The sequence below is a fragment of the [Clostridium] saccharolyticum WM1 genome (assembly GCF_000144625.1).
Classification (GTDB): Bacteria; Bacillota; Clostridia; order Lachnospirales; family Lachnospiraceae; genus Lacrimispora; species Lacrimispora saccharolytica.
The window spans coordinates 3,409,317-3,435,904 of sequence record NC_014376.1; the positions used below are offsets into that span (position 1 = coordinate 3,409,317).

At 43.3% G+C, this 26,588-nt stretch carries 27 protein-coding genes and 1 riboswitch; of the genes, 15 read left to right on the forward strand and 12 right to left on the reverse strand.

The window, feature by feature from the left end:
• Positions 1-66: 66 nt before the first annotated feature.
• The 3 genes from CLOSA_RS15865 to CLOSA_RS15875 are packed head-to-tail and all read right to left on the reverse strand — an operon-like array spanning position 67 to position 2,036.
• Positions 67-1,173, reverse strand: coding sequence for a sensor histidine kinase (locus CLOSA_RS15865; protein WP_013273769.1), 1,107 nt, complete (start codon positions 1,171-1,173; stop codon positions 67-69).
• A complete protein-coding gene (vanR, locus tag CLOSA_RS15870; RefSeq protein ID WP_013273770.1) occupies positions 1,166-1,858 on the reverse strand; it encodes a VanR-ABDEGLN family response regulator transcription factor in 693 nt (230 codons plus the stop codon). The genes CLOSA_RS15865 and vanR overlap by 8 nt, the downstream gene beginning before the upstream one ends.
• Positions 1,851-2,036, reverse strand: coding sequence for a helix-turn-helix domain-containing protein (locus tag CLOSA_RS15875; protein ID WP_013273771.1), 186 nt, complete (start codon positions 2,034-2,036; stop codon positions 1,851-1,853). Before CLOSA_RS15875 ends, vanR begins: the two co-directional genes overlap by 8 nt.
• Before the next feature lie 268 nt (positions 2,037-2,304).
• Between CLOSA_RS15875 and CLOSA_RS23785 the strand changes: the two genes are divergently transcribed.
• The 13 genes from CLOSA_RS23785 (at position 2,305) to tet (ending at position 15,060) form a co-directional block, all read left to right on the forward strand.
• Positions 2,305-2,484: a hypothetical protein gene (locus CLOSA_RS23785; RefSeq protein WP_330362154.1), complete on the forward strand. Its 180-nt coding sequence runs from the start codon at positions 2,305-2,307 to the stop codon at positions 2,482-2,484.
• A gap of 235 nt (positions 2,485-2,719) precedes the next feature.
• Complete coding sequence (locus tag CLOSA_RS15880; RefSeq protein ID WP_013273772.1) at positions 2,720-3,133, forward strand: sigma-70 family RNA polymerase sigma factor; 414 nt, start codon at positions 2,720-2,722, stop codon at positions 3,131-3,133.
• A 638-nt stretch (positions 3,134-3,771) separates the two neighbouring features.
• A complete protein-coding gene (locus CLOSA_RS15885; protein ID WP_013273773.1) occupies positions 3,772-4,152 on the forward strand; it encodes a type II toxin-antitoxin system PemK/MazF family toxin in 381 nt (126 codons plus the stop codon).
• A 16-nt stretch (positions 4,153-4,168) separates the two neighbouring features.
• Positions 4,169-4,531, forward strand: a complete 363-nt coding sequence (locus CLOSA_RS15890) for a recombinase family protein (RefSeq protein WP_013273774.1) — start codon at positions 4,169-4,171, stop codon at positions 4,529-4,531.
• Between the two features lie 21 nt (positions 4,532-4,552).
• The gene (locus CLOSA_RS23000; RefSeq protein WP_013273775.1) at positions 4,553-4,708 is read left to right on the forward strand and encodes an SHOCT domain-containing protein; all 156 of its coding nucleotides are present in this window, start codon (positions 4,553-4,555) and stop codon (positions 4,706-4,708) included.
• Positions 4,709-4,832: 124 nt separating this feature from the next.
• Positions 4,833-6,407 (forward strand): recombinase family protein, encoded by a 1,575-nt coding sequence (locus tag CLOSA_RS15895; protein ID WP_013273776.1) that lies wholly within the window; start codon positions 4,833-4,835, stop codon positions 6,405-6,407.
• Positions 6,404-7,267: a recombinase family protein gene (locus CLOSA_RS15900; protein ID WP_013273777.1), complete on the forward strand. Its 864-nt coding sequence runs from the start codon at positions 6,404-6,406 to the stop codon at positions 7,265-7,267. The genes CLOSA_RS15895 and CLOSA_RS15900 overlap by 4 nt, the downstream gene beginning before the upstream one ends.
• Positions 7,268-7,272: 5 nt before the next feature.
• On the forward strand, positions 7,273-8,922 hold the full coding sequence (locus CLOSA_RS15905) for a recombinase family protein (protein WP_013273778.1): 1,650 nt from the start codon (positions 7,273-7,275) through the stop codon (positions 8,920-8,922).
• Positions 8,923-9,105: 183 nt separating this feature from the next.
• Positions 9,106-9,288, forward strand: a complete 183-nt coding sequence (locus CLOSA_RS15910; protein ID WP_013273779.1) for a MerR family transcriptional regulator — start codon at positions 9,106-9,108, stop codon at positions 9,286-9,288.
• 18 nt (positions 9,289-9,306) lie between these two features.
• A complete protein-coding gene (locus tag CLOSA_RS15915) occupies positions 9,307-10,728 on the forward strand; it encodes an FRG domain-containing protein (RefSeq protein WP_013273780.1) in 1,422 nt (473 codons plus the stop codon).
• On the forward strand, positions 10,721-11,467 hold the full coding sequence (locus CLOSA_RS15920; protein ID WP_012104148.1) for a DUF6414 family protein: 747 nt from the start codon (positions 10,721-10,723) through the stop codon (positions 11,465-11,467). Before CLOSA_RS15915 ends, CLOSA_RS15920 begins: the two co-directional genes overlap by 8 nt.
• Positions 11,464-12,594 (forward strand): AAA family ATPase, encoded by a 1,131-nt coding sequence (locus tag CLOSA_RS15925; protein ID WP_012104147.1) that lies wholly within the window; start codon positions 11,464-11,466, stop codon positions 12,592-12,594. Before CLOSA_RS15920 ends, CLOSA_RS15925 begins: the two co-directional genes overlap by 4 nt.
• Positions 12,595-13,110: 516 nt before the next feature.
• On the forward strand, positions 13,111-15,060 hold the full coding sequence (tet, locus tag CLOSA_RS15930; protein WP_013273781.1) for a tetracycline resistance ribosomal protection protein: 1,950 nt from the start codon (positions 13,111-13,113) through the stop codon (positions 15,058-15,060).
• A gap of 288 nt (positions 15,061-15,348) precedes the next feature.
• Here the strand turns inward: tet and ribH are convergent, their stop codons facing one another.
• From ribH to ribD, 4 genes are read right to left on the reverse strand one after another with little or no spacing between them, the layout of a single operon-like run.
• Complete coding sequence (gene ribH / locus CLOSA_RS15935) at positions 15,349-15,819, reverse strand: 6,7-dimethyl-8-ribityllumazine synthase (protein WP_013273782.1); 471 nt, start codon at positions 15,817-15,819, stop codon at positions 15,349-15,351.
• A 20-nt stretch (positions 15,820-15,839) separates the two neighbouring features.
• Positions 15,840-17,039 (reverse strand): bifunctional 3,4-dihydroxy-2-butanone-4-phosphate synthase/GTP cyclohydrolase II, encoded by a 1,200-nt coding sequence (locus tag CLOSA_RS15940; RefSeq protein WP_013273783.1) that lies wholly within the window; start codon positions 17,037-17,039, stop codon positions 15,840-15,842.
• 10 nt (positions 17,040-17,049) lie between these two features.
• Positions 17,050-17,697 (reverse strand): riboflavin synthase, encoded by a 648-nt coding sequence (ribE, locus tag CLOSA_RS15945; protein WP_013273784.1) that lies wholly within the window; start codon positions 17,695-17,697, stop codon positions 17,050-17,052.
• Positions 17,678-18,784 carry a bifunctional diaminohydroxyphosphoribosylaminopyrimidine deaminase/5-amino-6-(5-phosphoribosylamino)uracil reductase RibD gene (ribD, locus tag CLOSA_RS15950; RefSeq protein WP_013273785.1) on the reverse strand — a complete coding sequence of 369 codons (1,107 nt, stop codon included), beginning with the start codon at positions 18,782-18,784 and terminating at the stop codon, positions 17,678-17,680. Before ribD ends, ribE begins: the two co-directional genes overlap by 20 nt.
• 159 nt (positions 18,785-18,943) lie before the next feature.
• Positions 18,944-19,058, reverse strand: a riboswitch (FMN riboswitch).
• A gap of 373 nt (positions 19,059-19,431) precedes the next feature.
• Between ribD and CLOSA_RS15955 the strand changes: the two genes are divergently transcribed.
• Entirely contained in the window at positions 19,432-20,730 is a 1,299-nt protein-coding gene (locus CLOSA_RS15955; protein WP_013273786.1) for an MFS transporter, read from the forward strand.
• 242 nt (positions 20,731-20,972) lie between these two features.
• Here CLOSA_RS15955 and CLOSA_RS15960 read toward each other — a convergent pair whose 3' ends face one another.
• The 5 genes from CLOSA_RS15960 to CLOSA_RS15980 all read right to left on the reverse strand — a co-directional run bounded on the left by CLOSA_RS15960 (position 20,973) and on the right by CLOSA_RS15980 (position 25,821).
• Entirely contained in the window at positions 20,973-21,806 is an 834-nt protein-coding gene (locus CLOSA_RS15960) for a prenyltransferase/squalene oxidase repeat-containing protein (RefSeq protein ID WP_013273787.1), read from the reverse strand.
• Between the two features lie 285 nt (positions 21,807-22,091).
• Positions 22,092-22,370 carry a hypothetical protein gene (locus CLOSA_RS15965; protein ID WP_013273788.1) on the reverse strand — a complete coding sequence of 93 codons (279 nt, stop codon included), beginning with the start codon at positions 22,368-22,370 and terminating at the stop codon, positions 22,092-22,094.
• A complete protein-coding gene (locus tag CLOSA_RS15970) occupies positions 22,367-23,932 on the reverse strand; it encodes an ABC transporter permease/substrate-binding protein (RefSeq protein ID WP_013273789.1) in 1,566 nt (521 codons plus the stop codon). Before CLOSA_RS15970 ends, CLOSA_RS15965 begins: the two co-directional genes overlap by 4 nt.
• Positions 23,929-25,065, reverse strand: coding sequence for an ABC transporter ATP-binding protein (locus CLOSA_RS15975; protein WP_013273790.1), 1,137 nt, complete (start codon positions 25,063-25,065; stop codon positions 23,929-23,931). Before CLOSA_RS15975 ends, CLOSA_RS15970 begins: the two co-directional genes overlap by 4 nt.
• Positions 25,066-25,182: 117 nt before the next feature.
• Positions 25,183-25,821 (reverse strand): GntR family transcriptional regulator, encoded by a 639-nt coding sequence (locus CLOSA_RS15980; RefSeq protein WP_013273791.1) that lies wholly within the window; start codon positions 25,819-25,821, stop codon positions 25,183-25,185.
• A 264-nt stretch (positions 25,822-26,085) separates the two neighbouring features.
• Between CLOSA_RS15980 and CLOSA_RS15985 the strand changes: the two genes are divergently transcribed.
• Positions 26,086-26,505, forward strand: a complete 420-nt coding sequence (locus CLOSA_RS15985; RefSeq protein ID WP_013273792.1) for a YjdF family protein — start codon at positions 26,086-26,088, stop codon at positions 26,503-26,505.
• Positions 26,506-26,588: the final 83 nt, after the last annotated feature.

Below are 26,588 nucleotides of genomic sequence, written 5' to 3' on the forward strand. Positions count from 1 at the left end.
TGATTGTACCAAATAAAAGCAAACCGTTGATTTTTAATTTCTTTTGAAAATCTTATTTTTTTCTTATTATTGCTGTATATTATTATCAATAGGCAAGGTAATAGTAAAAACGGTATTTTCTTCAAAACTTTCTGCGGTGATTGTTCCATTGTGCATTCTCATAATCTCCTTTGCGATTGCTAACCCAAGTCCTGTACCGCCTATATCAGAATCTCCGAATTCATCTGTACGATAAAATTTATCAAATATACGTTCTAATTTATCATTTGGTATTGTTTCACCATGATTTTTAATTTTCGCAATTATATATTCGCTTGATTTCTTTGCCGAGACTTCAATAACACTTTGTGGGTAACTATATGTGATTGCATTTTTTATGACATTATTAAAAACCCTCGCAATTTTTTCTGCATCAACAAAAATAAATAAATCGTCAGCAAGGTCTAAATTTAAGCATAGCCCTTTTTGCTGTAGAAACGGATAAAATTCATCAGCTATTTGTTCAATTAAAAAGCACAAATCAGTTTCTTTTTTTACTAATGCTTTGTCTGATAGGCTGTAACGTGTAATATCAAAAAATTCGTCTATTAAATTTTCAAACTTCAATGCTTTTTCAAAAGCTGTTCTTATAAATTTATTTCTTTGTTCTTCCGGCATATCCGGCGCTTCACATAAAAGGCTTAAATATCCGACAACGGAAGCAAGAGGGGTTCTTATATCATGTGCGAGGTAGGTAAGAGTATCAGATTTTTTCTGAACTTCTATTTCCTTTAAATGCTGTTGTTCTCTATTTTGAGTTTTTAAAAGATTGAGCCAATTTTGCAAATCAGAAAATTCTGTGGGCAATCCGATATCGTCTGCGGAATTATCTAAAACAGAGTCCAGACTGTCCATGATTTTCATAATCTTTCGTGAGGAATTCCATTCAACTCCAATCCATACCAGAAATTGTGATGTTACAATAATAAAGAGAATAACTGCCGGTTCATAGCTATGAATTAAATAAGCTAAATCATAGCCAATCATTCTTTCAAGTATTATATAAAAATTATCCGGATATGCTACCATTATCATAAAATAGCAAATAGCAAAAATAACTAATATAGCAATTGCCCATACTAAATGCCGAAGTAAAATTGTTTTTTTATATTTTCCTGAAAATTTCTTATTCAATGATATATCCCACTCCCCATACAGTTTTTACAAATTTTGGTTTATTTCCGGTATCATATAGTTTCTCTCTTATATGCCTAATTTGAACCATTACTGTATTCCTACTGTTTTTAAAATATTTCTCACCCCATATCTGTTGAAAGAGTTCGTCTGCGCTAAAAACTTTTCCTCTGTTTTTGCACAAAAGCCATAATATAGAAAATTCTGTAGGTGTCAACTTAATTGTTTTACCGTTTAAATTACATTCATGAGAAGTTTTATTAAGAAAAAGTCCCATTACCATAAGTGTTTCCGATGTATTGTTTTCTTTTCCGTCATAATGCTGCACTCGTCTTAATTGAGCCTTTACCCGTGCTACTAATTCAAGTGGCAAGAAAGGTTTTGTAACGTAATCATCTGCTCCCAAAGATAGTCCCGTAACACGATCTATACCCTCTGTTTTGGAAGTGAGCATAATGATAGGATAAGTATACTTTTCTCGGATTAATTTGCACAATTCAAATCCATTTCCATCTGGTAACATCACATCTATAATTGCCAGATCAAAACTTTCGTTTTTGATAAGCATAAGTGCGTCCTGTGAAGAATAGCACTTGAACACTTGGAAATTTTCATTTTGTAAGAACACTTCTATTAAATCAGTAATTTCTTTTTCATCATCAATAATTAGTATTTTCTCATTCATTATATACGCTCCTTACCTTATATCTTTTATCTGCGGGCTTTTCTGTATCTTTTGGTATCAGCCACATACGGCCAAACCGCACCACGCCGGGTATACGGTTTTCCTCGCAAAGTTTTTGCACCCGCCGTTCCGAAATGCCCCATTTTTTCGCTGCTTCCGGGGCAGAAATATAATCCATATTCACCCGTCCTTTCCAAGTCAATAATAATATTGTATACGGACGACCGAATAATAGCAAGATATTAACCGAGATACCAGTTAGCAAACCAAATGCACATTGCCCCTAGGTATATTGCGTCATTGAAAACTGGACAGCACCCAAGCCTGCAAATCTTTTATGAGCTTGTCACTCTTTTAGACGTATCGCGGTAGACCAATTCTTTTTTCCAAATAAGGAAACGGACAAATACACGCAGCGCAGACAGCTTGAAAGCCTGCTTGATGATATGAGCGATAAAGGATTGCGGATAGTTACCGCCACGGCAAAAGAGATTAAGGAAGTCGAAACAGATATATTTCCTAAAGTCCCTCCAAACCTGTTAAGTTTGGAGGGACTTTATATGTGTTGGTCTTTACAGGCTATACCGCTGCGCATCTGCTGCAGCGACATTAGGCCATCTTCATAACTAGTTGTTACATAGGTAATTCGTTAAAAAAAGCCTATATTCCTTAGTGGATAACCATGCCTATCAACACGAACCGCCAGAGCGTGTTAAACGTGAAATAAAGTGCAAGAGCGTACCAACGGACAGTCATGTCCATAGGTACGTTCCTTTTTTGCATAAAATTATTCCCCGGTGCCGGTCACCGCCTCTTGTCCTTCGTTTTCAATCACATTTTGAAAATTTGGAGGACAAGCATATGTCAGAGAACAAAAAATATACCATCGTTATAAAAAAACAGCGTGTAGAGGTCAGCGAGGCCGTCTACCGTGCCTACCATAAAGAGCGTGAAGCGGAGCGCTATCAGAACAAGCTGATTCGCCAGAATGAGCTGTCGCTGGAGCGGTTCCATGAAGATGGTGTTAACATCGATTACCTCATCGTCCGTGTTCAACCGGACATCGTGGACAGGCTCGTTCATCAGGAGCAGCTGGAGGCATTGTGGATTGCACTTCAATCCCTGCCGGAGGATGAACGCTCTCTCATTGATGAAATATTCTTCAATGAGAGAAGTGAGTCACAAGTTGCCAAAAGCATTGGTATTAACCAATCTACGGTCAATCGCAGGCTCTCAAAGGTTTTATCCAAGCTAAAAAATTTGATGGAAATTTAGTCTTTTGGCGCATAGCCCCCCTCGCTTTTTCCTTTATAGAAGTGAGGGGGATTTTTATCTCTCTCGTGTTCCTTGAAAAACACCGAGCCATTCGGTCATATCCAGCAGCTTAAATACGTTAGCTGTTCAGCTCCGATGAGGGGAAAGCGGCTTTGGAGGACACGCCAAGACCACCTGCGGATAGGCCAGAGCTATCCGTCAAACCGATAGCATCAAAGGTGCCAAGCGAGAAATGTCCGTCCGAGAAGCAATCCGTGGTGGATTGCCCCGCCATGACCCGAACAGCCTACAATGATACTTCTGCATAGCCACAGACATCGCAATGGGTGCAGCCGCCGGAGAACCCGGCGGGGGTGAGAGTCCCATGACAGCCATATGCCACGCTTGCGTGACGTTAACCACTGGCTGGTTTAAGCTGGCTGCCCAAAGGACGGAATCGTCCTTAACCGCAGGCATTCTGCCTGTGGTGTTCTGCTTCGGGAAGTAGTGTCGAATAGAAGCAGCAGAAAACGAAGAACAAGAGTTTTGTTATATTAGAAACTATGAGGACAGCCGCCCTGCGGGTAAATCCTGTCAAAAGCGGCGGCTGTCCTTATCCTTGTGGTATAACATCAATTCACGCAAAGGAGGAATGCAAAATGCGTATTCATAAAGGTGATATATTCTACGCCGATTTAACGCCGGTGGTAGGCTGTGAGCAGGGCGGCATCCGACCGGTGCTGATTATCCAAAACGATATTGGAAACCGCTACAGCCCCACCGTTATCGTGGCCGCCATCACCAGCCGTACCGAAAAAAGTCATTTGCCTACCCATATCAAGCTGTGCAGCCAGCAGTATGGGCTGCGGGAGAATTCTCTTGTGCTGTTAGAGCAGGTGCGAACCATTGACCGTTCCCGCCTGCATGAGTACATAGGTCATTTGAGCGATTCGCAGATGCAGCAGGTCAATGAAGCCTTAGCCGTGAGCTTTGGTCTGGATGCCCTGCTGCCGGAAACGCAAATGAGCCTGAGTTTGTGAAAGGAGGAAGTTTTCTATGGATAAAAAATCCGCTTGGATTTACTGCCGCATTGATGCGCCGGAGGATATCCACGGTGCTTTGAAAGGGCAATATGAAAGACTGGAAACCTATGCCACACAGATGGGCTTTACCGTTGTTGGTTCTTCACAGGACTTGGGCAGCGGCCTTAGCTTCGACCGCCCCGGCCTGCAGGCTGTTCTGGAAGCGGCAAAAAACGGGAGCTTTCAGGTTTTACTGGTGGATTCGATAAGCCGGGTCGGGCGGAATATGGCAAAGACTATCAGCTTTATTCAAACAATCAGCGGCTGCGGAATCAATATTTACTCTCCGATGGAGGGCGAAATCAAGCTGTCTGATTTTGCAATGCCGCCGTTTTAAATTGCGATAGGAGGAAATGCTATGACGAAAACAGAACCGGTCAATGAAGTCCGCTATTTAATGGCACACAACTTCCTCACCTATCTTCTGGAGCAAGGTAAAATCACCCTTAAAGAATTTGAGATTGCAGATGGGTTTGTGGTCGAAAAATACAAGCCGAGGCTTCGGATTATTTAGTGGAAATAGTGATAGCTATGTCTGCATCTATGTGGTATCGTGTGTGCTAATACCGAAAAGGTATTGAACTCACACGAAAGGAGTTGTCACACATGAAACTACGAAAACCAAAGGAGGTGCCGCCATGCCGCAGGTACAGGTTATCAAACCGGTAAACGCCATTTACCGCTATGCGCCGACCAAGCTGCGTGTCTGCGCCTACGCCAGAGTCAGCAGCGATTCGGCAGACCAGCTGAATTCCTTTTCCGTACAGATGGAGCATTACACCTCCCTGATTGCCGGAAATGATGAATGGGAGCTGGTGGATATTTATGCCGATGAGGGCATCACCGGAACCCGGTCGGACAAGCGGGAGGAATTTCAGCGGATGCTTTCCGACTGCAGGAAAGGCAAAATTGACCGCATCCTTGTAAAATCCGTTTCCCGGTTTGCAAGGAACATCCACGACTGCCTCTCCACTGTCCGGGAGCTGAAAGCCCTCGGCATCGAGGTGGACTTTGAAGAAGATGGCCTCAAGACAGCCGATATGCACGATGAGATGATGATCGGAGCTTTCAGCTCCATCGCTCAGGAGGAATCCACCTCCATCTCCAACAATATGCACTGGAGCTACGCCCGGAGGATGCAAAACGGTAGCTTCACTTGCTGCTGCGCTCCCTACGGATACGACCTTGTGGACAATACACTGATTCCCAATCCCAAGGAAGCAACGATAGTGCGCCGGATATTCGGGAGCTACCTCTCCGGCAAAAGTATGGAGAAAATAGCAGATGAATTGAACGCCGATGGCGTTCCCTGCAAGAATGGTGAGATAAAATGGCTGTATACTGCAGTCAGCTATATTCTCAAAAGTGAGCGTTACATCGGCGATGCCCTGCTGCAGAAATCCTACACCACCGACACCATGCCCTTTCTAACCAAGCGCAACAAAGGCGAACGTGACCGCTATTATATCACCAGCTCCCATGAGTCTCTCATCAGCCGGTCGGAGTTTGAAAAGGTACAACAGCTGATGAAAACCCGTAACGCCCTCTGCCCAAGCAAGGGGCGTGGCAGGCAGTACGTTTTCTCCTTGAAAATCAAGTGCGGGAAATGCGGTACAAGCTTCTCCCGCAGGGTGACCAATGGCAAAACCTATTGGGTCTGCCATAAGCACTTCCGCAGCAAGGAGCTGTGCAAAATTCGCCAAATCCGAGAGGATGCCATTATACAGGCATTTATCCGAATGGTTAACAAGCTAAAACAGAACAGCCGCTATATTCTTTCCCCCGCTTTAAAAGAGCTAATGGATCTCAAGTCTAAAGTCACCATGAGCGATGCAAAAGTCGGAAGCATCAACAAGGAAATGGCAGAACTCACCAAGCAGAGTCTGGTACTGAATCGTCTCAGGACGAAAGGTTACATGGACTCTGCTATTTTTATGCAGAAAAATAATGAAATCAACCAGCAACTTGACCTCCTGAAGCGCAACCGCCGCAGACTACTGGAAAGTGATGCGGACGATGAGATGATTTCCGACTGCAGGCTGCTGATTGAACTAATGGAACAAGGAGTACCGTACCTGACCGGCTTTGACGAAACCTTGTTTCACAGCATCGTCAATCAAATTGTTGTCACCGAGCAGAATAAGTTGAAATTCTGCCTGATCGGTGGCTTTACCTTTACCGAGCAGCTGCCAAAGGAGGTGTTCGGACGATGAAGAAAAACCGATACCTTCCATTCGGCTATCACATTCAAAATGGTACGCTGTGCATCCATGAAGCGGAAGCCGCTGTGGTACGGCAAGTTTTTGAGGATTACCAAGCCGGAACGTCTTATCGCCGGATTGCCGAAAGCCTCGCTGCCAAAGGCATTCCCTATATGGAGAATCGCACGGACTGGAACAAGCACATGGCCAAGCGGATGCTGGAGAATTCACGCTACTGCGGCAGTGATGACTTCCCGCAGATTATCTCTGCCGACACGTTCGAGGCTGTGGCCGCCCTAATCGGGCAGAAAAGCCAAGGGGAGTCTTTATCCGAGGAACTGGACAGCATCCGCAGTAAAGCGGTTTGTGGGGCTTGTGGAGCCAAATACAAAAGGGATGGCAGAAGCAAGAAATATGAAGCGTGGTGCTGCTCCGCCGAGGGGCGCATTACACCCAAGAGAATCACAGACCAAGCCCTGCTGGAGAGCGTAACAGCAATCCTGAACACCATCATCCGTGAGCCGAGCCAGCTGGAGCTTTCTTCACCGCACCGGGAGAACTATTCCCTCGACGTTGCCCGTACGGAAAACCAAATCAACCGGGAGCTTGAAAAAAGCGAGGTGGACAGCGACTACACCAAGCTGCTGATATTCGGCTGTGCCGCTGCAAAATATGAGGCCTGTACTGATACGGAGCCGGAATACTTAACCCGCCGGTTGCTGGCGATATTCGAGAAACAGCCGCTGTTGGAGGATTATTCAATCGGATTATTTGAGGATACCGTCAAGCAGGTGGTCATTGATGCGGACGGCAGCCTGTGGTTGCGGATGATCAACGGAAAGCTAATTCAAAATCAGGCCGGAAAGGAGTAACCGCCATGCAAACACAGACTATAACACCCATACAGAAAAAGGTCGATGTGATCCCCGCCAATATTCTTTTAACCAAGCCCAATGCCAGAAAGAGAAAGCTGCGTGTGGCGGCCTACTGCCGGGTCAGCACTGAACAGGAAGAACAACAGTCCAGCTACGCTGCGCAGATTGCTTACTATACTGATAAAATCAGCAAAAACAAGGATTGGGAGCTTGCCGGTATTTTTGCCGATGAGGGCATCACCGGAACCAGCGCCAAGAAGCGTACCGAGTTTCTCAAGCTCATGGCACTGTGTGAAAAAGGCAAAATAGACATGGTGCTGACTAAATCGGTTTCCCGGTTTTCCAGAAACACGCTGGATGCCATAGGGTATATCCGGAAGCTCAAGGCAAAGGGTATTCCCATCATCTTTGAAAAAGAGGGCATCAACACGATGGAGATGGCCAGCGAAATGGCACTGTGCTTCCTCAGCGGGTTTGCGCAGGCTGAGAGTGAGTCCATCAGCCGCAATGTCACATGGGGCAAGCGCCAGAGCTTCAAAAGCGGAAAGGTTCCCTTTCAATATTCCCGTCTGCTGGGTTATGAAAAAGGCGAGGACGGTCAGCCAAAGATCGTGCCGGATGAAGCGGAAATTGTCAAACGGATTTTCCGGAGCTATTATTCCGGTGCCAGCGTCCGAACAATAAAGGAATCGCTGGAGGCAGATAACATTCTCTCGCCCACCGGCAAGCAAGAATGGTCAGTTGGCGTACTGCAATATATGCTCCGCAACGAGCGTTACATTGGAGATGCCCTACTGCAGAAAACCTATGTGGCGGACTGCCTGACCAAGGAAACCCGGAAAAACAACGGCGAAATCCCGCAATATTATGTAACCGGAAACCATGAGCCGATTATATCAAAGGATTTATTCAACCTCGTACAGGAGGAAATCGCCCGGAGAGCTGGTAAGAGAAAAGTGGCCAAGAAAGCGGTGAAAACTGAAAAAGGGAAATACAGCAGCAAATATGCGCTGACTGAGCTTCTCTGCTGTGGTGACTGCGGGACGCAATATCGCCGGGTTACTTGGGCAAGGAACGGCAAGAAAAAGGTGGTCTGGCGCTGCATCAACCGCTTGGAATACGGTACGAAATACTGCAAGGAATCGCCCACCATTGAGGAAAGCCGGTTGCACCAAGCCATTGTCACAGCCCTGAATCGGCTGGATGAGGATAAGGCAGATGTCATTGAAACCCTCAAGGCAGGCCTGCGGCTGGCCATCGGTACGCAGGATGATGACAGTTTCAATGAAGCTGCTGTCAAGAACCGTATCGCTGAGCTACAGAGCGTCATGATGGATTTAGTGGAACTCAGCTCCAAATCTAGTGCCGGTGCGGATTACTTCGATGCCGAGTTTGAGGAAATAGCTGCGGAGATAAAGGGACTGCAGGGGCAGCTTGGGGAGCATCAAGAGCAGACCATGCTCGCCCAAAACACACAAGCTCGAATCCATGAGCTGCTTTACACGCTGGAACACATTGACCTTAGTGTAAAGGAATATCGTGATGATGTAGTTAAGGGGATTATCACCAAGGTGGTGGTTTTATCCACAGATCGAATCCGGATTACTTTTGATAACAACATGGAGATGGAACAGGAGCTGCCGGGTGAATAAAAATAGCAGGTGAAGTCGCCACAAATGCTGGCGGCTTTTCTCTTTGGGCAGAATTTCTGCTGTTTTTCAATCTGTTTCACCATAATACTGTGAATATTTCCATAATTTACACGAATCTGATTGCTTTATTCGCCGCTGCGATATATAATATATACAATATTTATTCGGCAAAGGAACGTTTTAATGGACTATATGACAGCAAAAGAAGCAGCGGAAAAATGGGCGATCACTCCACGCCGGGTACAGGTGCTTTGCGCACAGGGCAAAATATCTGGTGCTGTTCGGTTTGGGGTTACTTGGGCTATACCTAAGGATGCGGTGAAGCCCAAGGATGGGCGGCGCAGAATACAAAAAGCTGAAAGATAAATACCGAGGAGTTATTCAATGAAAACAACTGTTATTAGTTCTTTTGATGATTATGTTACTTACACAGAAAACTATAAAAACAATTACTATTTTAGAGGACAAGCAAATTGCCAATGGGAAATAGCTCCATCTTTGTTTAGAAAAAAAGACTGTCTACCGTTGGAATGTGAAAAAATTCAGGAAGAGATGAAACTATCCAAATTGGATGTTTTTTCTTCAATATTTAAACTTCAGCACTATGGGTTTCCAACGAGAATCTGTGATTTAAGTATTAGTCCACTGAGTTCATTGTTTTTTACTATAGAAGATAATTCTCAGAGTAACTCCGATGGCGTTGTATATGTTTTTAATAAAGAGCTTGCTATTCCATTTAGCAGCAAAGAGGTTGTGTTGTTTTCAAAAGTTCTTCTAAAAAATTACCCAACCATTGACGCATTAGAGGATGATATATTCTCAAAGAATCAGATTCAAGAAATCTTATCTTCGAATTATATAATACAATATGACTATCATTTTTCTTATACGAACCAAAGAGCTATTCTTCAAGGAGGTACAGGAATATTATTTGGATTTGATTGCAGTAATGATGTAATTAGTCCTATTGGCAAAAAAGGTCTTGACGCTTATATAGATGAAAAAATTATTATTCCCCGTGATATTAAACGTGAAATAAGCGACAGATTAAGGAAACTCGGTTTTATACACGATGTTTTATATCAAGTTTTTGAAAGCACAAATACAACCAAAAATTTTTCATTAACTAAAACTAAGTTTGATATTCATGATAAATATGAGTTTAGAAAGATTCTTGCCAATTATCAAATTAGTAGTATTAACTTTGACAAAGAAGAATTGATTAAAAGAATTGCTGAAATTTATAAAAATCTATTTCTTGCATATGGTGCTAATGCTCGTATATGGTTATACATTTATCTTGATGAAAATGATCTGACTGAAGGCAACTTTATTTGTAGAACAGAATGGCGTCAAGATTGTCCTTACACAATTAAATGGACTAAAGATTATTTTACCAGAAGATTCAGCTATATAAATGAACAGGCCTCTGAACAGGAGATAATCAGGAAATTCAGCGATTTAATTCATTTGATTGATCCCGCATTCGATGATATATCGCATTTTGTTTCTAATAATATATATTCGATAGAGGACTTAATAAATAAAATACAATCGTATAAAAAGCAAGTTAAAATGGCATCTTTTAGATCTGACGATATTCCAAAAGGTAACTGTGACATTGAGAAATTTTCAAATGCTGCTTATGCATATATCAAAGATGTAGAACGCCTTATTGATGAAATGTTGTTATATACTTCCAGAGGGGAGAAAGAACAATTTCTTAAGTACTGGGTGGAAGTTCTTGTAAAAGATTGTAAGAAATCCAAAGAACGTTTGGAAAAGATGGAGGTAAAACATGATTAAAGTTGTATATTTTGATGACTTGTCAGCAACAGATTATCTAAACATATATGATGGTGGAGAAAAAATACAAACTAAAAATAAAATTGAAGAAAAAAATAAAGAGTTAGCAAGTAAGACTTCTGCTAATTTGTTTGCTAAGCTAAGCTGGCTTCCTTTTTTAGGTGGCAGTGCTGAAACAAGTGCAAGTGCAGACTTTTCATTAAGCGGGTCGTCCTTAGTAAAAACTACACTATCAAATACTGTTTTAACAGACTTTTTGAATAGAGCTCAAAATGATGAAAGAATATGTGTATTTAATGATTATAAAGTAAGAGCTTATAAAAACTCTATCGCATTTTTTAAAATGTTTACACCCTTTTTAAAAATTACAAAATCCGACTTCACTACCGATGAGGGTTTTGTTTTCGATATTTCTAAGTTAGATGAGGCTTTTACCAGCGGCAAAGGATATTATGAATTAATTGCCGAGAATACCGTAGGTGGGATGCTGAAAAAGTACATATTCCGTTTCAACATTGTATCTTTCAGAAATAATTATAGTATAGCTGATTTATCTAAAATGGATTTAAATTATTATGCAGTCAAGGTCGGAAAATCTGAGGAAGAGATGTTGGATATTAGTAAGGAGTTTAATTTTGAGCAGAAATCAATAAGTTCTGCTTTTGATATTATTGAAGATCAAAGTAACGGCAATGCCTTGGATGTATTCGACGTAATTCTTGCTGGAGTAGATATATGAAGAAAATTACTGTTTTTTATGGTCCTAAAAAAGGGTATGAAAAACTAATACCAAATGACAACACTTCATTATCAGAATTTATAACCAATGATGATGCAAAAAGGAAAGAGATCATCATTAAGCAACAAAACCAAGGACAAGAATATGAAGCGGAGAAAATTAAAACTCATATTGATAATTTAGTTGCTTATTCAGAATCATATGCTGGAATTACCGAGGGGGCCGTTCAAAGCTTTATCAGCATATTAAGCGGATATGATATTGATAATCTATTTCTTCAAAATCCGCCCATTCAAATACGGCAACAATTTGAACAGACTTTCCCCAAAATAGTTGAAGTAAAAAAATATAATTATAAAACATTGACTAAATCAGCTTTCTTAAAAATAAACAATTCTTTTTCTGAATATATTGTTGGACAAGAGAAAGCTAAAGAACGTATTCTTGTTTCATTATACCCTTTGCTAAATAAATCTAATAGAAAACCTATGGTCTTGATGTTTTATGGCCCTTCGGGGGTAGGCAAAACAGAAACGGCAAAATTCATTAGCAAAACACTGGGTGAAAAACTATTCAGAAAACAATTTTCAATGTTTCATAGTGGAGAGTTTAGCGGTTATTTATTTGGAGGGAATCATTCACAACCATGTTTTGCTAAAGATTTGTTAGAAAGGGAATCAAATGTAATTTTGCTTGATGAGTTTGATAAACCGGCACCTGTGTTTCATAGTGCTTTTTATCAGCTGTTTGATGAGGGTGTTTTTGAAGATAAAAATTATCATGTCGAATTATTTAATTCAATAGTCATATGTACATCTAATTACCAAAATGAGGAGGAAATTAGAAAGCATTTGGGCGATCCAATCTTTTATCGGTTTGATCGATTTATAAAGTTTGATACCTTATCTTTAGAATCAATAAAGAAAATTATTGACATATGTGTGTCAAACAAAATGAAAACCATTGATCTCAAGGAAAGGAAAATCGTTAATATCAAGAGAATTAAAAATATTATGTATAGTAATGCCTCCAGATTTACCAATGTAAGACAAGTCGATAAAATAGTGCAGGAATTTATCGATATGGAATTGGTTAATAGATTTATATTGAATAACTCAAAAAAGTAATGCCCCTTTATTAGTGCATCTATTTTGACCTAATGACACAACAACAATCCCGCGTAAATCTAGGGTTTACGCGGGTTTTCTTATGCCTTTTAAGATGTCTGTTGATCAGCGGCGTCCTGAGGTTTCTGCAAAATTGCAGCGTTGTCGAACGAAATGTACCGTATCTATTTTTTTATCTGCTCCATGCAAGCTTGACAAATCTGATACTTTTGAGGTAATATGGAGAAAGCAATAAAAGGAGATCAAATACTATGCGGCAAGGTATTCTTAAATAACAATCAACTGAATGATGGAAGGTATGAACTATTTAGCCTAATTACAGATGTAATAGGTTTGTTTTTATACCTTGATTTAAGAATACTTTCATATTTTATTGATGATGCCGCGCTGTAGATTTTTTCTTTCTAACAGCTTTTCATGTCGTGCTCATAATTGTTATGATAGCAATCCCCTGTGATGAAAGTATTTCAATCACAGGGGATTTTTATATTATAACAATCCAATGAGGTGTAAATTATGAAAATTATGAATATAGGCATCTTAGCTCATGTAGATGCAGGAAAAACAACATTAACAGAGAGTATGCTCTATACCAGCGGTGCTATTGCAAAATCCGGACGTGTTGATAGTGGTTCGACGATTACAGATTCTATGACACTTGAAAAGCAGAGGGGAATTACGATACAAGCATCCATTGCATCTTATCAATGGAATCATGTGAAAATTAATTTAATAGACACCCCGGGGCACATAGACTTCTATTCAGAAGTAGAGCGTTCATTGAATATACTGGATGGTGTCGTTTTGTTAATCTCAGCCAAAGACGGCATTCAGGCACAAACACGGATCCTTTACGATGCAATAAAGAAAAAGAAGCTTCCTGCTTTCATTTTTATTAATAAGATTGATCAGCCCGGTATTGATCTTGAGTTGCTTTATAAAGATATCAAAGAGAAATTAGCTTCCCACATTCTTATAATGCAGAGCTTTAAAAATGATTATACGCTTTCCCCGAAGCAGGTTGACCGATTGTCAGAAGAGTTTAGAGACACAATTATTGAAACGGATGATGCGTTGCTGGAGAAATTTATCCTTGATCAGTCTATTACTCCTGAAGAACTGTTAATTAGCAGAAGAAAGAATATAATCAATGGGAAGCTTTTACCTATTTATCATGGCAGTGCGCTTAAGCATATAGGTACAAAAGAACTAATGGATGCCCTTCTCTTAGAATTCCAGCCTTACCCATTACCCACGGACTCCAAGCTTGCTGCATTGGTATATAAGATTGAAAGAGATGATCATCGGAATAAGCGCACTTATATGCGTATTTTTGGAGGTTCTATAAAAGCGCGTGATGTGCTGATCCCCGAAGGGCATTCCGACAGCATAAAAATAAAAAAGTTAGAAACCTCCTGCAATGGCAAAATTGTAGAAACCGAAAAAATTGAATGCAGTGATATCGCAATTTTTCCCAATGAAGCTCAATTAAAAATTGGAGACTCCATAGGAGCAATACCGAATAGCAACCTGATTTTGCACAATCATAACCTGATCATGCAGGCCAATATTTCCCCTGTCTTTTCTTCTGACCGGGCATTTCTATTAGAAGCCTTGTCAGAACTGGCCGAAACGGATCCTCTTTTGCAATATAAATTGGATTCCAGAAGCAGTGATATCACAATGGAGTTTCTTGGAAAAGTGCAAATGGAGGTCATCGCTGCCTTATTGCAGAGCAGATACCATCTAAAAGTTAAAATAGAAAATGTAACCACCATTTATAAAGAACGGCCCTTGAAAAAAGCAAACTTTACCGCCCATATTGAAATCCCTCCAAATCCTTTCTGGGCCTCCATTGGTTTATCAATAGAACCTCTTCCGATTGGAGCCGGATTATATTATGAAAGTAACGTGTCCTATGGGTATTTAAATAGGTCGTTCCAGAATGCGGTTGAAGAAGGCATCCGATATGGATGTGAGCAAGGGCTGTATGGGTGGGAAGTAACCGATCTAAAAGTTATTTTTGAATATGGATTGTACTACAGTCCCGTAAGTACGCCAGCTGATTTCCGACATTTGGCTCCGATTGTGTTTGAGCAGGCTTTGAAACAATCAGGTACAGAGCTGTTGGAGCCATGCCTGTCATTTGAACTTTATGTTCCCCAAGACTGCAATGCCCGTGTTTACAATGACTTAAAAAAATTTCATGCAGATATTGAGTCAATAAAAACAAAGCATCATGAAATCGTAGTGGCTGGAAAAATTCCGGCCCGCACATCACAATTATACAAAGAACAGCTTTCAGAGCTCACAAAAGGCCGCGGAGTTTTTTTAACAGAACAGGCAGGGTACCAGAAAAATACCGGAGAAATTTTTACTCAGGCCAGAAAACCGGATGACCGGTTGGATAAAACCCGCTACATGTTTGATAAGGCCTGTATCGGCAATGAAGATACTAAAATGTAACCAGCGATAAAAATAGAAATGTGCTTCAAAAAATGATATCCTTTCTATCCGGATGTCATTTTTTGAAGCACTTATTAAATCAATGATTCCTGCTGCTTCACAGGCAGTTTCATTCCTATTTTTACATATGATAGTTGTTCTTCCATGTGGGTGACGGCTTTATGCCCATCATGGGGTATAAAAGATAAGATAGCGGACATCCCAGCAGGGGGCCGGTCTGAATGGAAAAAACCATATCACATCATACCCCAATCATTATTCCTGCTTACTATACTGAATGGAGTTTTCCTATAAATCCTCTATCTCCCGGATCAGATTGACCATCTCAATGGCACCTGCCGCACAATCAAAGCCCTTATTCCCTGCTTTGGTTCCTGCCCGTTCTATGGCCTGCTCGATATTCTCCGTGGTAAGCACCCCAAACATAACCGGTATGCCGCTGTTTAAGGATACATGGGCAATTCCTTTCGATACCTCACTGCACACATAATCATAATGAGTGGTGTTTCCGCGAATAACTGCACCAAGGCAAATCACTGCATCATATTTGCCGCAGCCTGCCATTTTGGATGCGATCAGCGGGATCTCAAAGGCACCGGGCACCCATGCCACCTCAATGTTTTCTTCGCTGACGTCATGGCGCTTTAAACAGTCTAAGGCCCCGCTGAGCAGCTTTGCTGTGATAAACTCATTGAAACGTGCGGCAACTATGCCGATTTTCATTTCCTTTGATACAAGCTTTCCTTCAAATACATTCATGATTCTTTCTCCTTCATGATTTAATAGTGTAAAATGTGACCCATTTTGTTCTTCTTGGTTATCAGATAAAATAAATCATGCTCATTCGCCGGCACTTGAATGGGGACTCGCTGGATAATTTCCATACCAAACCCGGACAGCCCATAGACCTTTTCCGGATTGTTGGTAATCAGGCGCAGGGTTTTGACTCCCAGTTCCCGAAGAATCTGAGCGCCAATGTAATATTCCCGGGGATCACCGGCAAAGCCAAGGGCAAGGTTTGCCTCCAGGGTGTCCATGCCTTGATCCTGCAAAGCATAAGCACGCAGCTTGTTGACCAGGCCGATGCCCCTGCCTTCCTGACGCATATAGAGGAGGATGCCCCTGCCTTCCTTCTGGATCTGCGTCATAGCAGCTGCAAGCTGCTGTCCGCAGTCGCATCGCATGGAACCGAAGGCGTCTCCTGTCAGACATTCGGAATGGACACGGCACAGGATATTCTGCCCATCGCCGATTTCACCTTTGATAAGAGCCACATGATGTTCGCCGTTTAGCCTGTTTACGAAGCAGCAGGCCTTAAAATCGCCGTATTTGGTGGGCATATCGCTGACAGAGGTTTGTTCCACCAGACGGTCATTTTTTTTCCGGTAATCCTGCAATGCGGCAATGGTGATAAATGGAAGATTCCATTTCTGAGCCAGTTCAATCAACTGGGGCTTGCGCATCATTGTACCGTCTTCGCTCATGATTTCGCAGCAAAGGCCGCATTCCTTAAGTCCTGCCAGCCGCATCAGGTCTACCGTGGCTTCCGTATGTCCGTCACGCTCAAGAACTCCATTTTCCTTTGCCAGCAAGGGGAACATATGTCCCGGACGGCGGAAATCCTCCGGCTTTGCTTCTTCAGCCACACAGCTCATTGCAGTGACGGAGCGCTCCGCCGCGGATATTCCTGTAGTGGTATCCACATGATCCACTGAAACAGTGAATGCGGTGGCATGGTTATCAGTATTATCAGAAACCATCTGGGGAAAGTTAAGGCGTCTGCAAATTTCTCCGTTCATGGGCATACAGATCAATCCTTTGCCATAGGTTGCCATGAAGTTAATATTTTCTGTTGTTGCAAACTGGGCGGCACAGATTAAATCGCCTTCATTTTCCCTGCCTTCGTTATCTGTTACAAGAATTATTTTTCCTTGTTGAAGGGCTTTCAGTGCTTCTTCAATGGGATTGTATTGAAACATGGTTTTCCTCCTAATAGCCAGATTTGGTTAAAAACTCTTTTGTGATTCCCTTTGACCGGGTTTGATCCGGAACGGAATCTATAAGTCTTCCCATGTATTTCCCTACAAGGTCATTTTCCAGATTCACAAGGTCTCCTGGCCTTTTATGGGAAAGAATGGTAGACTTCACTGTATGGGGAATGGCAGACAGGCTGAAATCGGATTCAGTAATTGCCGCAACCGTCAGACTGATGCCGTCCACCGCAATAGAACCCTTCTCCACGATGTAGCGCAAAATACTGCTCTCCGCTGCAATGGTGTACCAAACGGCATTGTCGTCCTTATGCATGGATTTTACCAGGCCAACGCCGTCAATATGTCCGGAAACCATGTGTCCGCCAAACCGTCCGTTTGCAGGCATCGCCCGCTCCAAATTGACAAAGGCCCCGGGGCGCAGCCTGCCAAGAGAAGAACGGTCCAGTGTTTCATGCATCACATCTGCCTGAAAGGTATTGGAAGAAAGTCCTGCGGCAGTCAGACATACTCCGTTTACCGCTACGCTGTCCCCAATACGAAGGTCATCGAATACAATGCTGCCCTGGATGGTAAGTACAGAGGAATGCATACCTTTTCGTACCTCCTTCAGTACGCCGATTTCCTCAATGATTCCTGTAAACATGGGGCTGCACCTCACTTTCAATTAAAATATCTTCTCCCAGGCAGGTGATTGTACTGTTTGTAAGGAAATAACCAGCCTCAGGACTGGGAACACCGATTCCGGCTACAGGCGTTTTCCCCGCTGCCCCGCCCAGAAGCTTCGGTGCCAGGTATGCCTGCACCTTGTTTACGATCCCCGCCTGCAACGCCGACCAGTTTAAGATTCCGCCGCCCTCAAGGAGAACACTGTCGATCTTTTCTTCCCCCAGCTTTGCCATTAACCGGGCCAGATCCAAATGGCCGTCCTTTTGTGAAACCGGCAGGATACGGCAGCCGGCCTTGATGTAGGGCTGATGTGCTTCCCTTTCCATGGAGGATGTGGCTATGACCGTAGGAACCTTACTGGCGGTCAAAACAATTCTGGAGTCAAGAGGCGTGTGCAGTTGGGTATCGCAGATGATCCGGAGAGGATTTCTGCCGTTTTCTAACCGGCAGGTGAGCAGCGGGTCATCTGCCAGTACCGTACCGATCCCCACCATCACTGCGCTGTACCGGCGGCGGTCCTCATGCACCCGGCGGCGTGCGTCCTCACCGGTAATCCACTTGGAAGCACCTGTATAAGCGGCGGTTTTTCCGTCCATGGTCATGGCGTATTTCATCACCACATAAGGCTTTCCGGTTTGAATGAAGTGGAAAAATACTTCATTCAGCTTGTCGCACTCCTCCTTGAGAACATCTTCCACCACTTCAATGCCCTGTTCCCGAAGCTGCTTAATTCCTTTTCCTTTCACCAGGGGATTCGGGTCATGGCTGCCGATGACCACTCTGCGGATTCCGCTTTGCAGAATGGCTTCCGTACATGGAGGTGTTTTCCCATGATGGCAGCAGGGTTCCAGCGTTACATACAGAGTGGTGCCTTCCGGTGATTCCCGGCAGTTTAAAATAGCATTCCGTTCAGCGTGCAGGGCACCATACCGTTCATAGTAGCCCTCGCCAATGATCCGGCCTTCCTTTACAAGCACTGCACCAACCATTGGGTTTGGATTCACAAGGCCGCACCCCTTTTGGGCAAGCCGGACAGCCATACCCATATATTCCATATCTTCCATGTCACACCACCTTAAAAAGAAAATACCTTGAACACAAGGTTCAAGGCATTTTTCTGCATGAATTCATGGATTGATACCGCCGTAATACAAAAAGCTCTGAAATGAGGATTCATTTCAGAGCGGAACTATCAGTTGGCGTGTCAAAATACACGGATACTGCTTGATCTTCTTTCATCCAGACTATACTGTCGGCTTCGGAATTACACCGAATCATGCCTTGCGGCTCGTGGGCTTTACCACCGGTAGGGAATCTCACCCTGCCCTGAAGATTGTTATTCAATTAGTGTAATAATACTACCTGATCAGGGAAATGTCAATACTGCCGCAGCATTTCTTTTTCCCCCTTTAATTTTATTCTCCCGTTTTATACATGGATTTTTATTAGATTTCATGAACCATATTGGCCAAATAAGAGAGATTCAGTTGTATTTCTATTTCTATTATAGTAAAATCAGATATGATTCACCTTCCAACCATTTTTATACAAAAACAGAATTTATTGAGGGATAATAAAAATGAAGCTATGCATTGGCATGGCTCCGTGCAAAGTCTGAACAGGACGAAGCTGCACGGAGCGAATCAAATTCGTCTGTTGGACTTTGCACTTTCATGATATTTTATAGAATTTATGAAAGAGGAGCAAAGTCATGATAATAGATTTAAAAACAAATATTTCGGAACTTCGTTCATTCCTGATTTTATGGATTACCCAGTCCTTTTCGTCACTGGGCAGTGCAATGACTAATTTTGCAGTGGTAATCTGGTCCTATCAGCAGCAGGGTTCCGCCCTTACCACCGCACTGTTAATGGTCTGCTCTTATGGTCCTTACGTTTTGCTGAGCATTTTTGCAGGTGCTTTGAGTGACCGGTGGAACAAAAAGGTCACAATGCTTGTCAGTGACAGTTTTGCAGCATTATGTACAGTTTCAGTACTCCTATTGCTGATAACAGATAATCTCCAGGTCTGGCACTTATACGCAATCAACACGCTCAACGGAATGATGAATACCGTCCAGCAGCCGGCTTCCGATGTTGCCATAACCCTTCTGACACCTGAAAAATATTATCAGAAGGTAAGCGGGATGCGTTCTTTTTCTCAATCCCTGGTTACTGTGCTGACGCCTGTGCTGGCTACCGCAATCCTTTCATTTACAAGCATCCATTTCGTTATTTTATTTGATTTAATTACATTTGCCGTTGCGTTTGTTGGACTGCTGTTTTTTGTTAAAATCCCGAAGCTGAAGGCACAGGCTGGAGCCAGGAGGGAAACGGTCTTACAGTCCGTAAAAACCGGGCTGCAATACCTTGGGGAAAACAGGGGAATTCTGGATTTGATCCTGTTTCTTGCAGTCATCAACTTTACAGCTTCCATATTCAGCGCCGCATTACCGGCAATGCTGCTTTCCCGCACAGGGGGCGGAGAAATTGCCCTTGGTATGGTCAATACTCTTACAGGGGTTGCGACCATACTAGGAAGTCTTATGGTCACTATCCTGCCGCCGCCGAAAAGCAGAGTCCGGGTCATCTGTAACTGCCTGCTTTTTTCCATGAGTACAGAGAACTTTATTCTTGCTTTTGGACGGAATACACCCATTTGGTGCCTGGGAGCAGTCCTTGGTTGGATATTCATTCCTGTTATGAATGCCAATATGGATGTGCTTTTCCGCTCAAAAATACCGCTTGAAATCCAGGGGCGGGTATATTCTGCACGGAATACCCTTCAGTTTTTCACCATTCCTCTGGGGTATTTGTCCGGTGGAATTCTGGTCGACCGTGTGTTTGAACCCTTTATGGCAGTTCAATGGCCAGATAGTCTGTGGGTTTTGTTATTTGGATCAGGAAAGGGTTCCGGAGCTGCCATGCTCTTTTTCGTAATCGGCATGTTCGGCGCTTTATCCTGTCTGCCGTTTCGGGCGGACAGACACATCTGGAACTTGGAAAAATAACTGGTTTCACCTTTATAATCCTATACGCTATCAGACAGCACAGAGCAGCACTTACCGCTTTCTGTGCTGTTTCCATATGACCAGATCAACCTGACAATACAGGCATTAAAAAGGCGGCTGTAAATTGGCTGCCGGGAAATCAAAAAACAGATTGGCAAAAATAGTCGAGAGGGTTTTTCCTGACGGAGGTAAGATCATAACTGCAAGGAGGTGAAAGAATTTCTCTCTTCATAGAAATCTCCCTACTTTTTTAAGTTTTCTAAAATTTCAACATATCGTTTTGTGGCCAGCCTGCTGGGTTTCCCCTTTTTGCAGAAAGAAAGCTTCCCTAATTCAGGAACCACCCGTTCCACTATGATCTGGCCGTCAGCAGTTTTTAATTTCAGGGCTTCCAATGCCTCCAAAAATCGTCCGTCTTTCCTGGCCCGGCTGTAAAAAGATAAAACATAAACATATTGAAACAGGTTATAATTGCGGAATGGATATTCCACCTGCATGAACAGCGTTCCCATTCCATAATGGCAGGGACCCATGGGCTTCCTGATCCGCCAGTGCTCAAGTAAAAAATCAACCGCCTTGTCAAGTAACGGTTCCCTCTCAAAATATCCACTGAACCGAAACGCATTGAGAGCATTCAGCGTAGGCATGGGATTGGAATGCTCTGTTTCCGGCCCATGACCAAAGGAAAACTTATTGCAGCGCCAGCCTCCGTCAGAATACTGGGTATCGAATAAATGCTGAAATGTTTTTTCCATTCTGCTGTCATAGGCAAATCCCATGTGACAGAGCACATTGGCGGCTAACGCGGTCTGGCACGGATAAATACTGCCTTTGGGGTATATCTTAAAACGCCCGTCTTTCTGCCATGTGCTGAAAATCAAATCAGCTGCATCCTTTAAAACCGGTTCATCAGGAGACATTCCCAGCTCCAGCAGATAAAGAACGCTGTCAAAGGTTGAAAAAGGGGAACCTTTTAACAGCCGTTTATCGGCCGTTGCCCAAAGGTCAGCCCCATTGTCATGCCTGTGTGATAAGATTGCTTCCACATCTGATAAATACTGCTTTTCCACCGCCATCTATAACCCTCCCCCAAAAATATATATCTTGCAATTCCTATTAGTGATGTTGCTTTTATGGTTTCACGATGTGAAATCAATGATGATGTCATTCTCCAACAGCATTTGATCCCCCTGTGATTTCACTTCAAGTTCATTATAAGAAAACAAGACAGTTTATGTCAAGGTTTCTATGGGATCATCAAACGGCAGAAAATAAAACACCGGTAAGGTTTCCCTTAATGGCATTTGACTATTTTAAACGGCTATGCTGTAATATGAAAATCGGCAGTCACCCGGCAATATTTAATCATTTATAAAAACCCTGGCCATAGGAATAAGAAATCCAAGGGTACGCAGGAAAAACACACAGCCGGCGATCCAATAAACCCAGGGACGGTTCCAATCCCTCAGGAGCCATAAGAGCAGCATGGCAACGGCAGCATCCCTTAAATACCGTCCAAAGAGGAAGCCGATTTTCTCCTCCCTTGGCGATAAAGATGCTTCAGGGCTTATGAGCCAGCGCCACCGGGGAGAAGAAAATACCATGGAAAGAAAAGCAAAAAGCAGTGTTCCATAAATCATGATATCAATCCTTTTTCTTTCAGAAAATCTCTTGCCACATCAGCGGGAGTCTGCTGCAATTCATCTACCTTATAGTTCAGTTCAATCATAACATCATTGGTTAAAACCGGAGCCAGCTCTTCCATGATTCCGGTAATTTCCGGGCATTCCTCCAAAACTTCTTCCCGGACAACCGGAATCGCATAATAAGGAGGAAAAAATCCCTTATCATCTTCCAGAGTTTTTAAGTCGAATTTTTTAAGAAGCCCGTCGGTGGAGAAGGCATCAATGACATTGATTTCACCGTTTTTTAAAGCGGTGTACCGTGGAGCAGCATCTAAGGTAAGGCTTTTTCCCATCTGGAAGCCATACGTTTTCTGCAGTCCCGACAGTCCATCCTTCCGGTTGGAGAACTCAAAGGTAGTGCCGGATACCAGGGTCCCCGCGATACCGGCAAGATCACTGATCTTATTTAAGTGATGGCTTTCTGCCATTTCCTGGGTCACGGCCAGTGTATAAGTATTATTAAAGCTCATCTGTTTCAGCACTTCCAGATGAAGCTGCTCTTTATACTCCTTCTTCACGGTCTGATATACCTGCTCCATATCACTGATAGGAGGATGCTTTAAAATATCGCTGTAGGAGGTGCCGCTGTAATCCATATAAAGATCAATGTCCCCGGTTTTTATGGCGGAGAAACACACCTGTGACCCCCCTAGGCTCAGCTTTCTGCTTACGGCAATATCGGTTCTGTCCTCGATTAAGTCCGCTACCATATTTCCAAGGATCTCCTGTTCCGTAAAATCCTTGGACCCTACGGATATGGTACGTGTATTTCCAGATACTGTGCCAACAGATGTGAAAAGAAATACAACAGCCAAAAGCCCTGAGGCCGCTGCAAGCACTGCCTTCTGTGCGTTCCTTCTTTTTACCTTAACAGAACGGTCTCCCTTCTGTAAGCTGACCGGCGTTACCAGCTTCTCAACCAGACCAATAAGAAAGTCCACCATGAGGGCCAATAAACAGGCAGGAACAGCTCCTGCCAGGATCTGATTGTTATTCACCGTCCGGATGCCGGAAAATACCAGATATCCCAGTCCGCCTGCACCAATAAATGCTGCCATGGTCATCAGCCCCACCGCCGTTACGGAAGCGATCCTTACTCCTGCCATGATGACCGGAAGAGCAAGGGGAATCTGCACCTTTGTCAGCACCTGAAACGGCGTCAGACCGATTCCTCTGGCAGCCTCCAGGGTCTGGGGATTAATATTTTCAATTCCTGTATAGGTGTTTTTTATAATGGGAAGCAGAGAATAAAGAACAACTGCAACAATGGCCGGAATAATACCGATCCCCAGCAATGGGATCAGGAAGCCTAAAAGAGCCATACTGGGAATGGCCTGGATCACATTTGCAACTGACAAAACCGGTTTGCTGGCTTTTGCCGCATAGGAAATAAAAATTCCAAGAGGGACTCCAATGAGAATCGCCAGACCCACCGATACGGCGGTCAGCTTCAGATGTTCAATCAACAAGGATAAGATCTGCGGATAATTGCTTAAGATATAATTCCAGAAATTCATTCTGCCTCTCCTCCTTCATAGTCAAAGTATTGCTGACTCAGTGTGGTTACCAGGCTGCTCCGTGTAATAAGCCCTTTCAGACGCCTTTGGTCATCCACTACCGGAACCGTAGATACCTGTTTTTCAGTCACTATTTTCAGTGCATCCAGAATACACTGTTCCGGGAAAAGGAAAGGAAAGTCCTCATACATAAATTGTTCTGCTATCTGGTTTCTGTCTTCAATGCCTCTTAATCTGCTGGCCTTGACAATCCCCATCAAACGCCTGCTGTCCCGTTCCACCACCAGCAGGCTGTCAACCTTGTTCCTTCGCATCTTTTCAATGCATTTCAGTACCGATAAGTCTTTGCCGGCTGTAACCGGCTGTTCGATCATGATGTCGGATACCTTGATGTATTCCGGTGAGGACCAGATCCTGTTTTTTCCTACGAAATTAGAAACAAATTCATCCACCGGATTGTTCAGGATATGTTCGGGAGTATCATATTGAAGAATATCCCCATCCTTCATGATGCAGATCATATCAGCAATCTTAACGGCTTCATCCATATCATGAGTCACAAATACTATTGTCTTTTTTAGCTTTGCCTGAAGCTGCACCAGCTCATCCTGAAGATCCGATCTTGTCATAGGATCCAGGGCTGAAAACGGCTCATCCATCAGGATAATATCCGGGTCCGTTGCAAAAGCTCTGGCAACGCCGATCCTCTGCTGCTGCCCTCCGCTAAGCTCCGTTGGGTACCGGTGCAAAAATTCATCACAGTCAAGACCTACCATCTGCATCAGTTTCCTTGTATTGTCCTCAATATCCTTGGAAGGTATCTTTTCCAGCTTTGGGATGAGCTCAATATTTTCTTTGACAGTCATATGGGGGAACAGTCCCGTCTGTTGGATCACATATCCGATTCTCCTTCGGAGAGCAACCTCATCCATACTGGCGATGCTTTTATCATCAATGAAAATCGTTCCTGATGAGGGCTTGATCAAACGGTTGACCATTTTTAACAATGTCGTCTTTCCGCAGCCGCTCTCACCAATAATTGCCACCAGATCACCACTTTTTATCGTAAATGTAATTTGATTCAAAACCTGCTTTGCCTTATAACGTTTTGAAATACGTTCAAATTGTATCATATTTTTCCCTCCTTTTTAGCAAAGTAACAACTTGATTATATTATAAAGTTGTCACTTTGTCAAATTTCAGTAAAAAACGCCTGAAGCAATCTGGCTTCAGGCGTCATCATAAAACTGTTATTTGGAGGAATATAAAAACTCTCTTACCCTGTCCGGGGTGTCATCCTGTGTTATAAAATAAATGGTATCATTTTCCGATAAAGCAACGTATGGTCCGGGGGATTTTATGACAGTATCATTCCTGCTGACAGCAATCACAGTGGCTCCGGTACGCTGCCAGAACTGGATTTCCGTTACGGTCTTATTTAAATGAGCGCATTCGCTGGTGATCCGTATTTCAAAGGGCATAAACGGGTTCATTGACCGGAAATGGACGGAAGCCCCGATCAATTCCTTCAGGCAGTCATTTAAATATTCCATTTCCTGTTTTTGGCGGCTGACGCTTTTTAACAGATTTTCCTTAATGGTATCAATGGTCTGCCGTTTGCCGTTTTGACGGATATAATCCGCAGCTTTTTTCTGGGACTTAATAATGATCCCATTGCCCTTTTCCGAGGATACGATACCCAGATCACTGAGTATGCAGATGGCACGCCGCGCAGTCTCCGGAGATACGCTATACTGGCTGGCAAGAGAGGAACGGGCGTATATTTTCTCACCCTCCTCATATTCCCCATTGGCGATCCGGGCCGCCACCTCTGCCGCAATTTGCTGGTAGCGGGGGATCGCTGTTTTATGCTTTGACTCTATGTCCATGTAAATCACGTTTCCTTTGCCTGATTATAGTATAAAACATCATCAGTATAGCCTAAAACCCGGCACAGTGCAAGGTGAGAGCCTTAAGGAAATACGGAACTGAAAGAAAATAATGATTCTATGTTAAGATAATATGTGCTAAAATATACAGTGCAGAGATAAAAACACAGTTCCGGTCGGTAGTCCGGACGCAGCACGTGCTGTCAGTAACCTGCCTCCTTGGTTGTCCGTTCTTTGCAAGTCACATAAAAGGAGGGTATTACTATGAGAAAAACTTGTTCCCGACTGACCGTATTATTTGAGGACCCCTTTTGGGTAGGTATCTGGGAGAGTGAAAACCAAGACCGATACGAGGTATGCAAAATTACCTTTGGGCCGGAACCTAAGGATTACGAAATCTACGATTTTATACTCAAAAACTACCACAGGCTTCGGTTCAGTCCGTCTCTTAACGGGTCTGCAATGCTGGAAAAACACATCAGTCCCAAGAGAATGCGAAGAGAAATTGACAGGCAGCTGCAAAATACCGGAATTGGAACAAAGGCGCAGCAGGCTTTGAAGCTTCAACAGGAGCAGGTTAAATTGGAACGAAAATCCCGTTCCCGCGCTCAGCGGGAAGCTGAGAAAGAGTACCAATATGAACTGCGTCAGGCAAAACGCAAGGAAAAGCACAGGGGGCACTGATCTCCCTGTGTTTTCTCTGACGCAAACCTCAACTGGATCATCGGCCATACATAATTTTCGCCTTTTATGCAGAAACTTTTTAT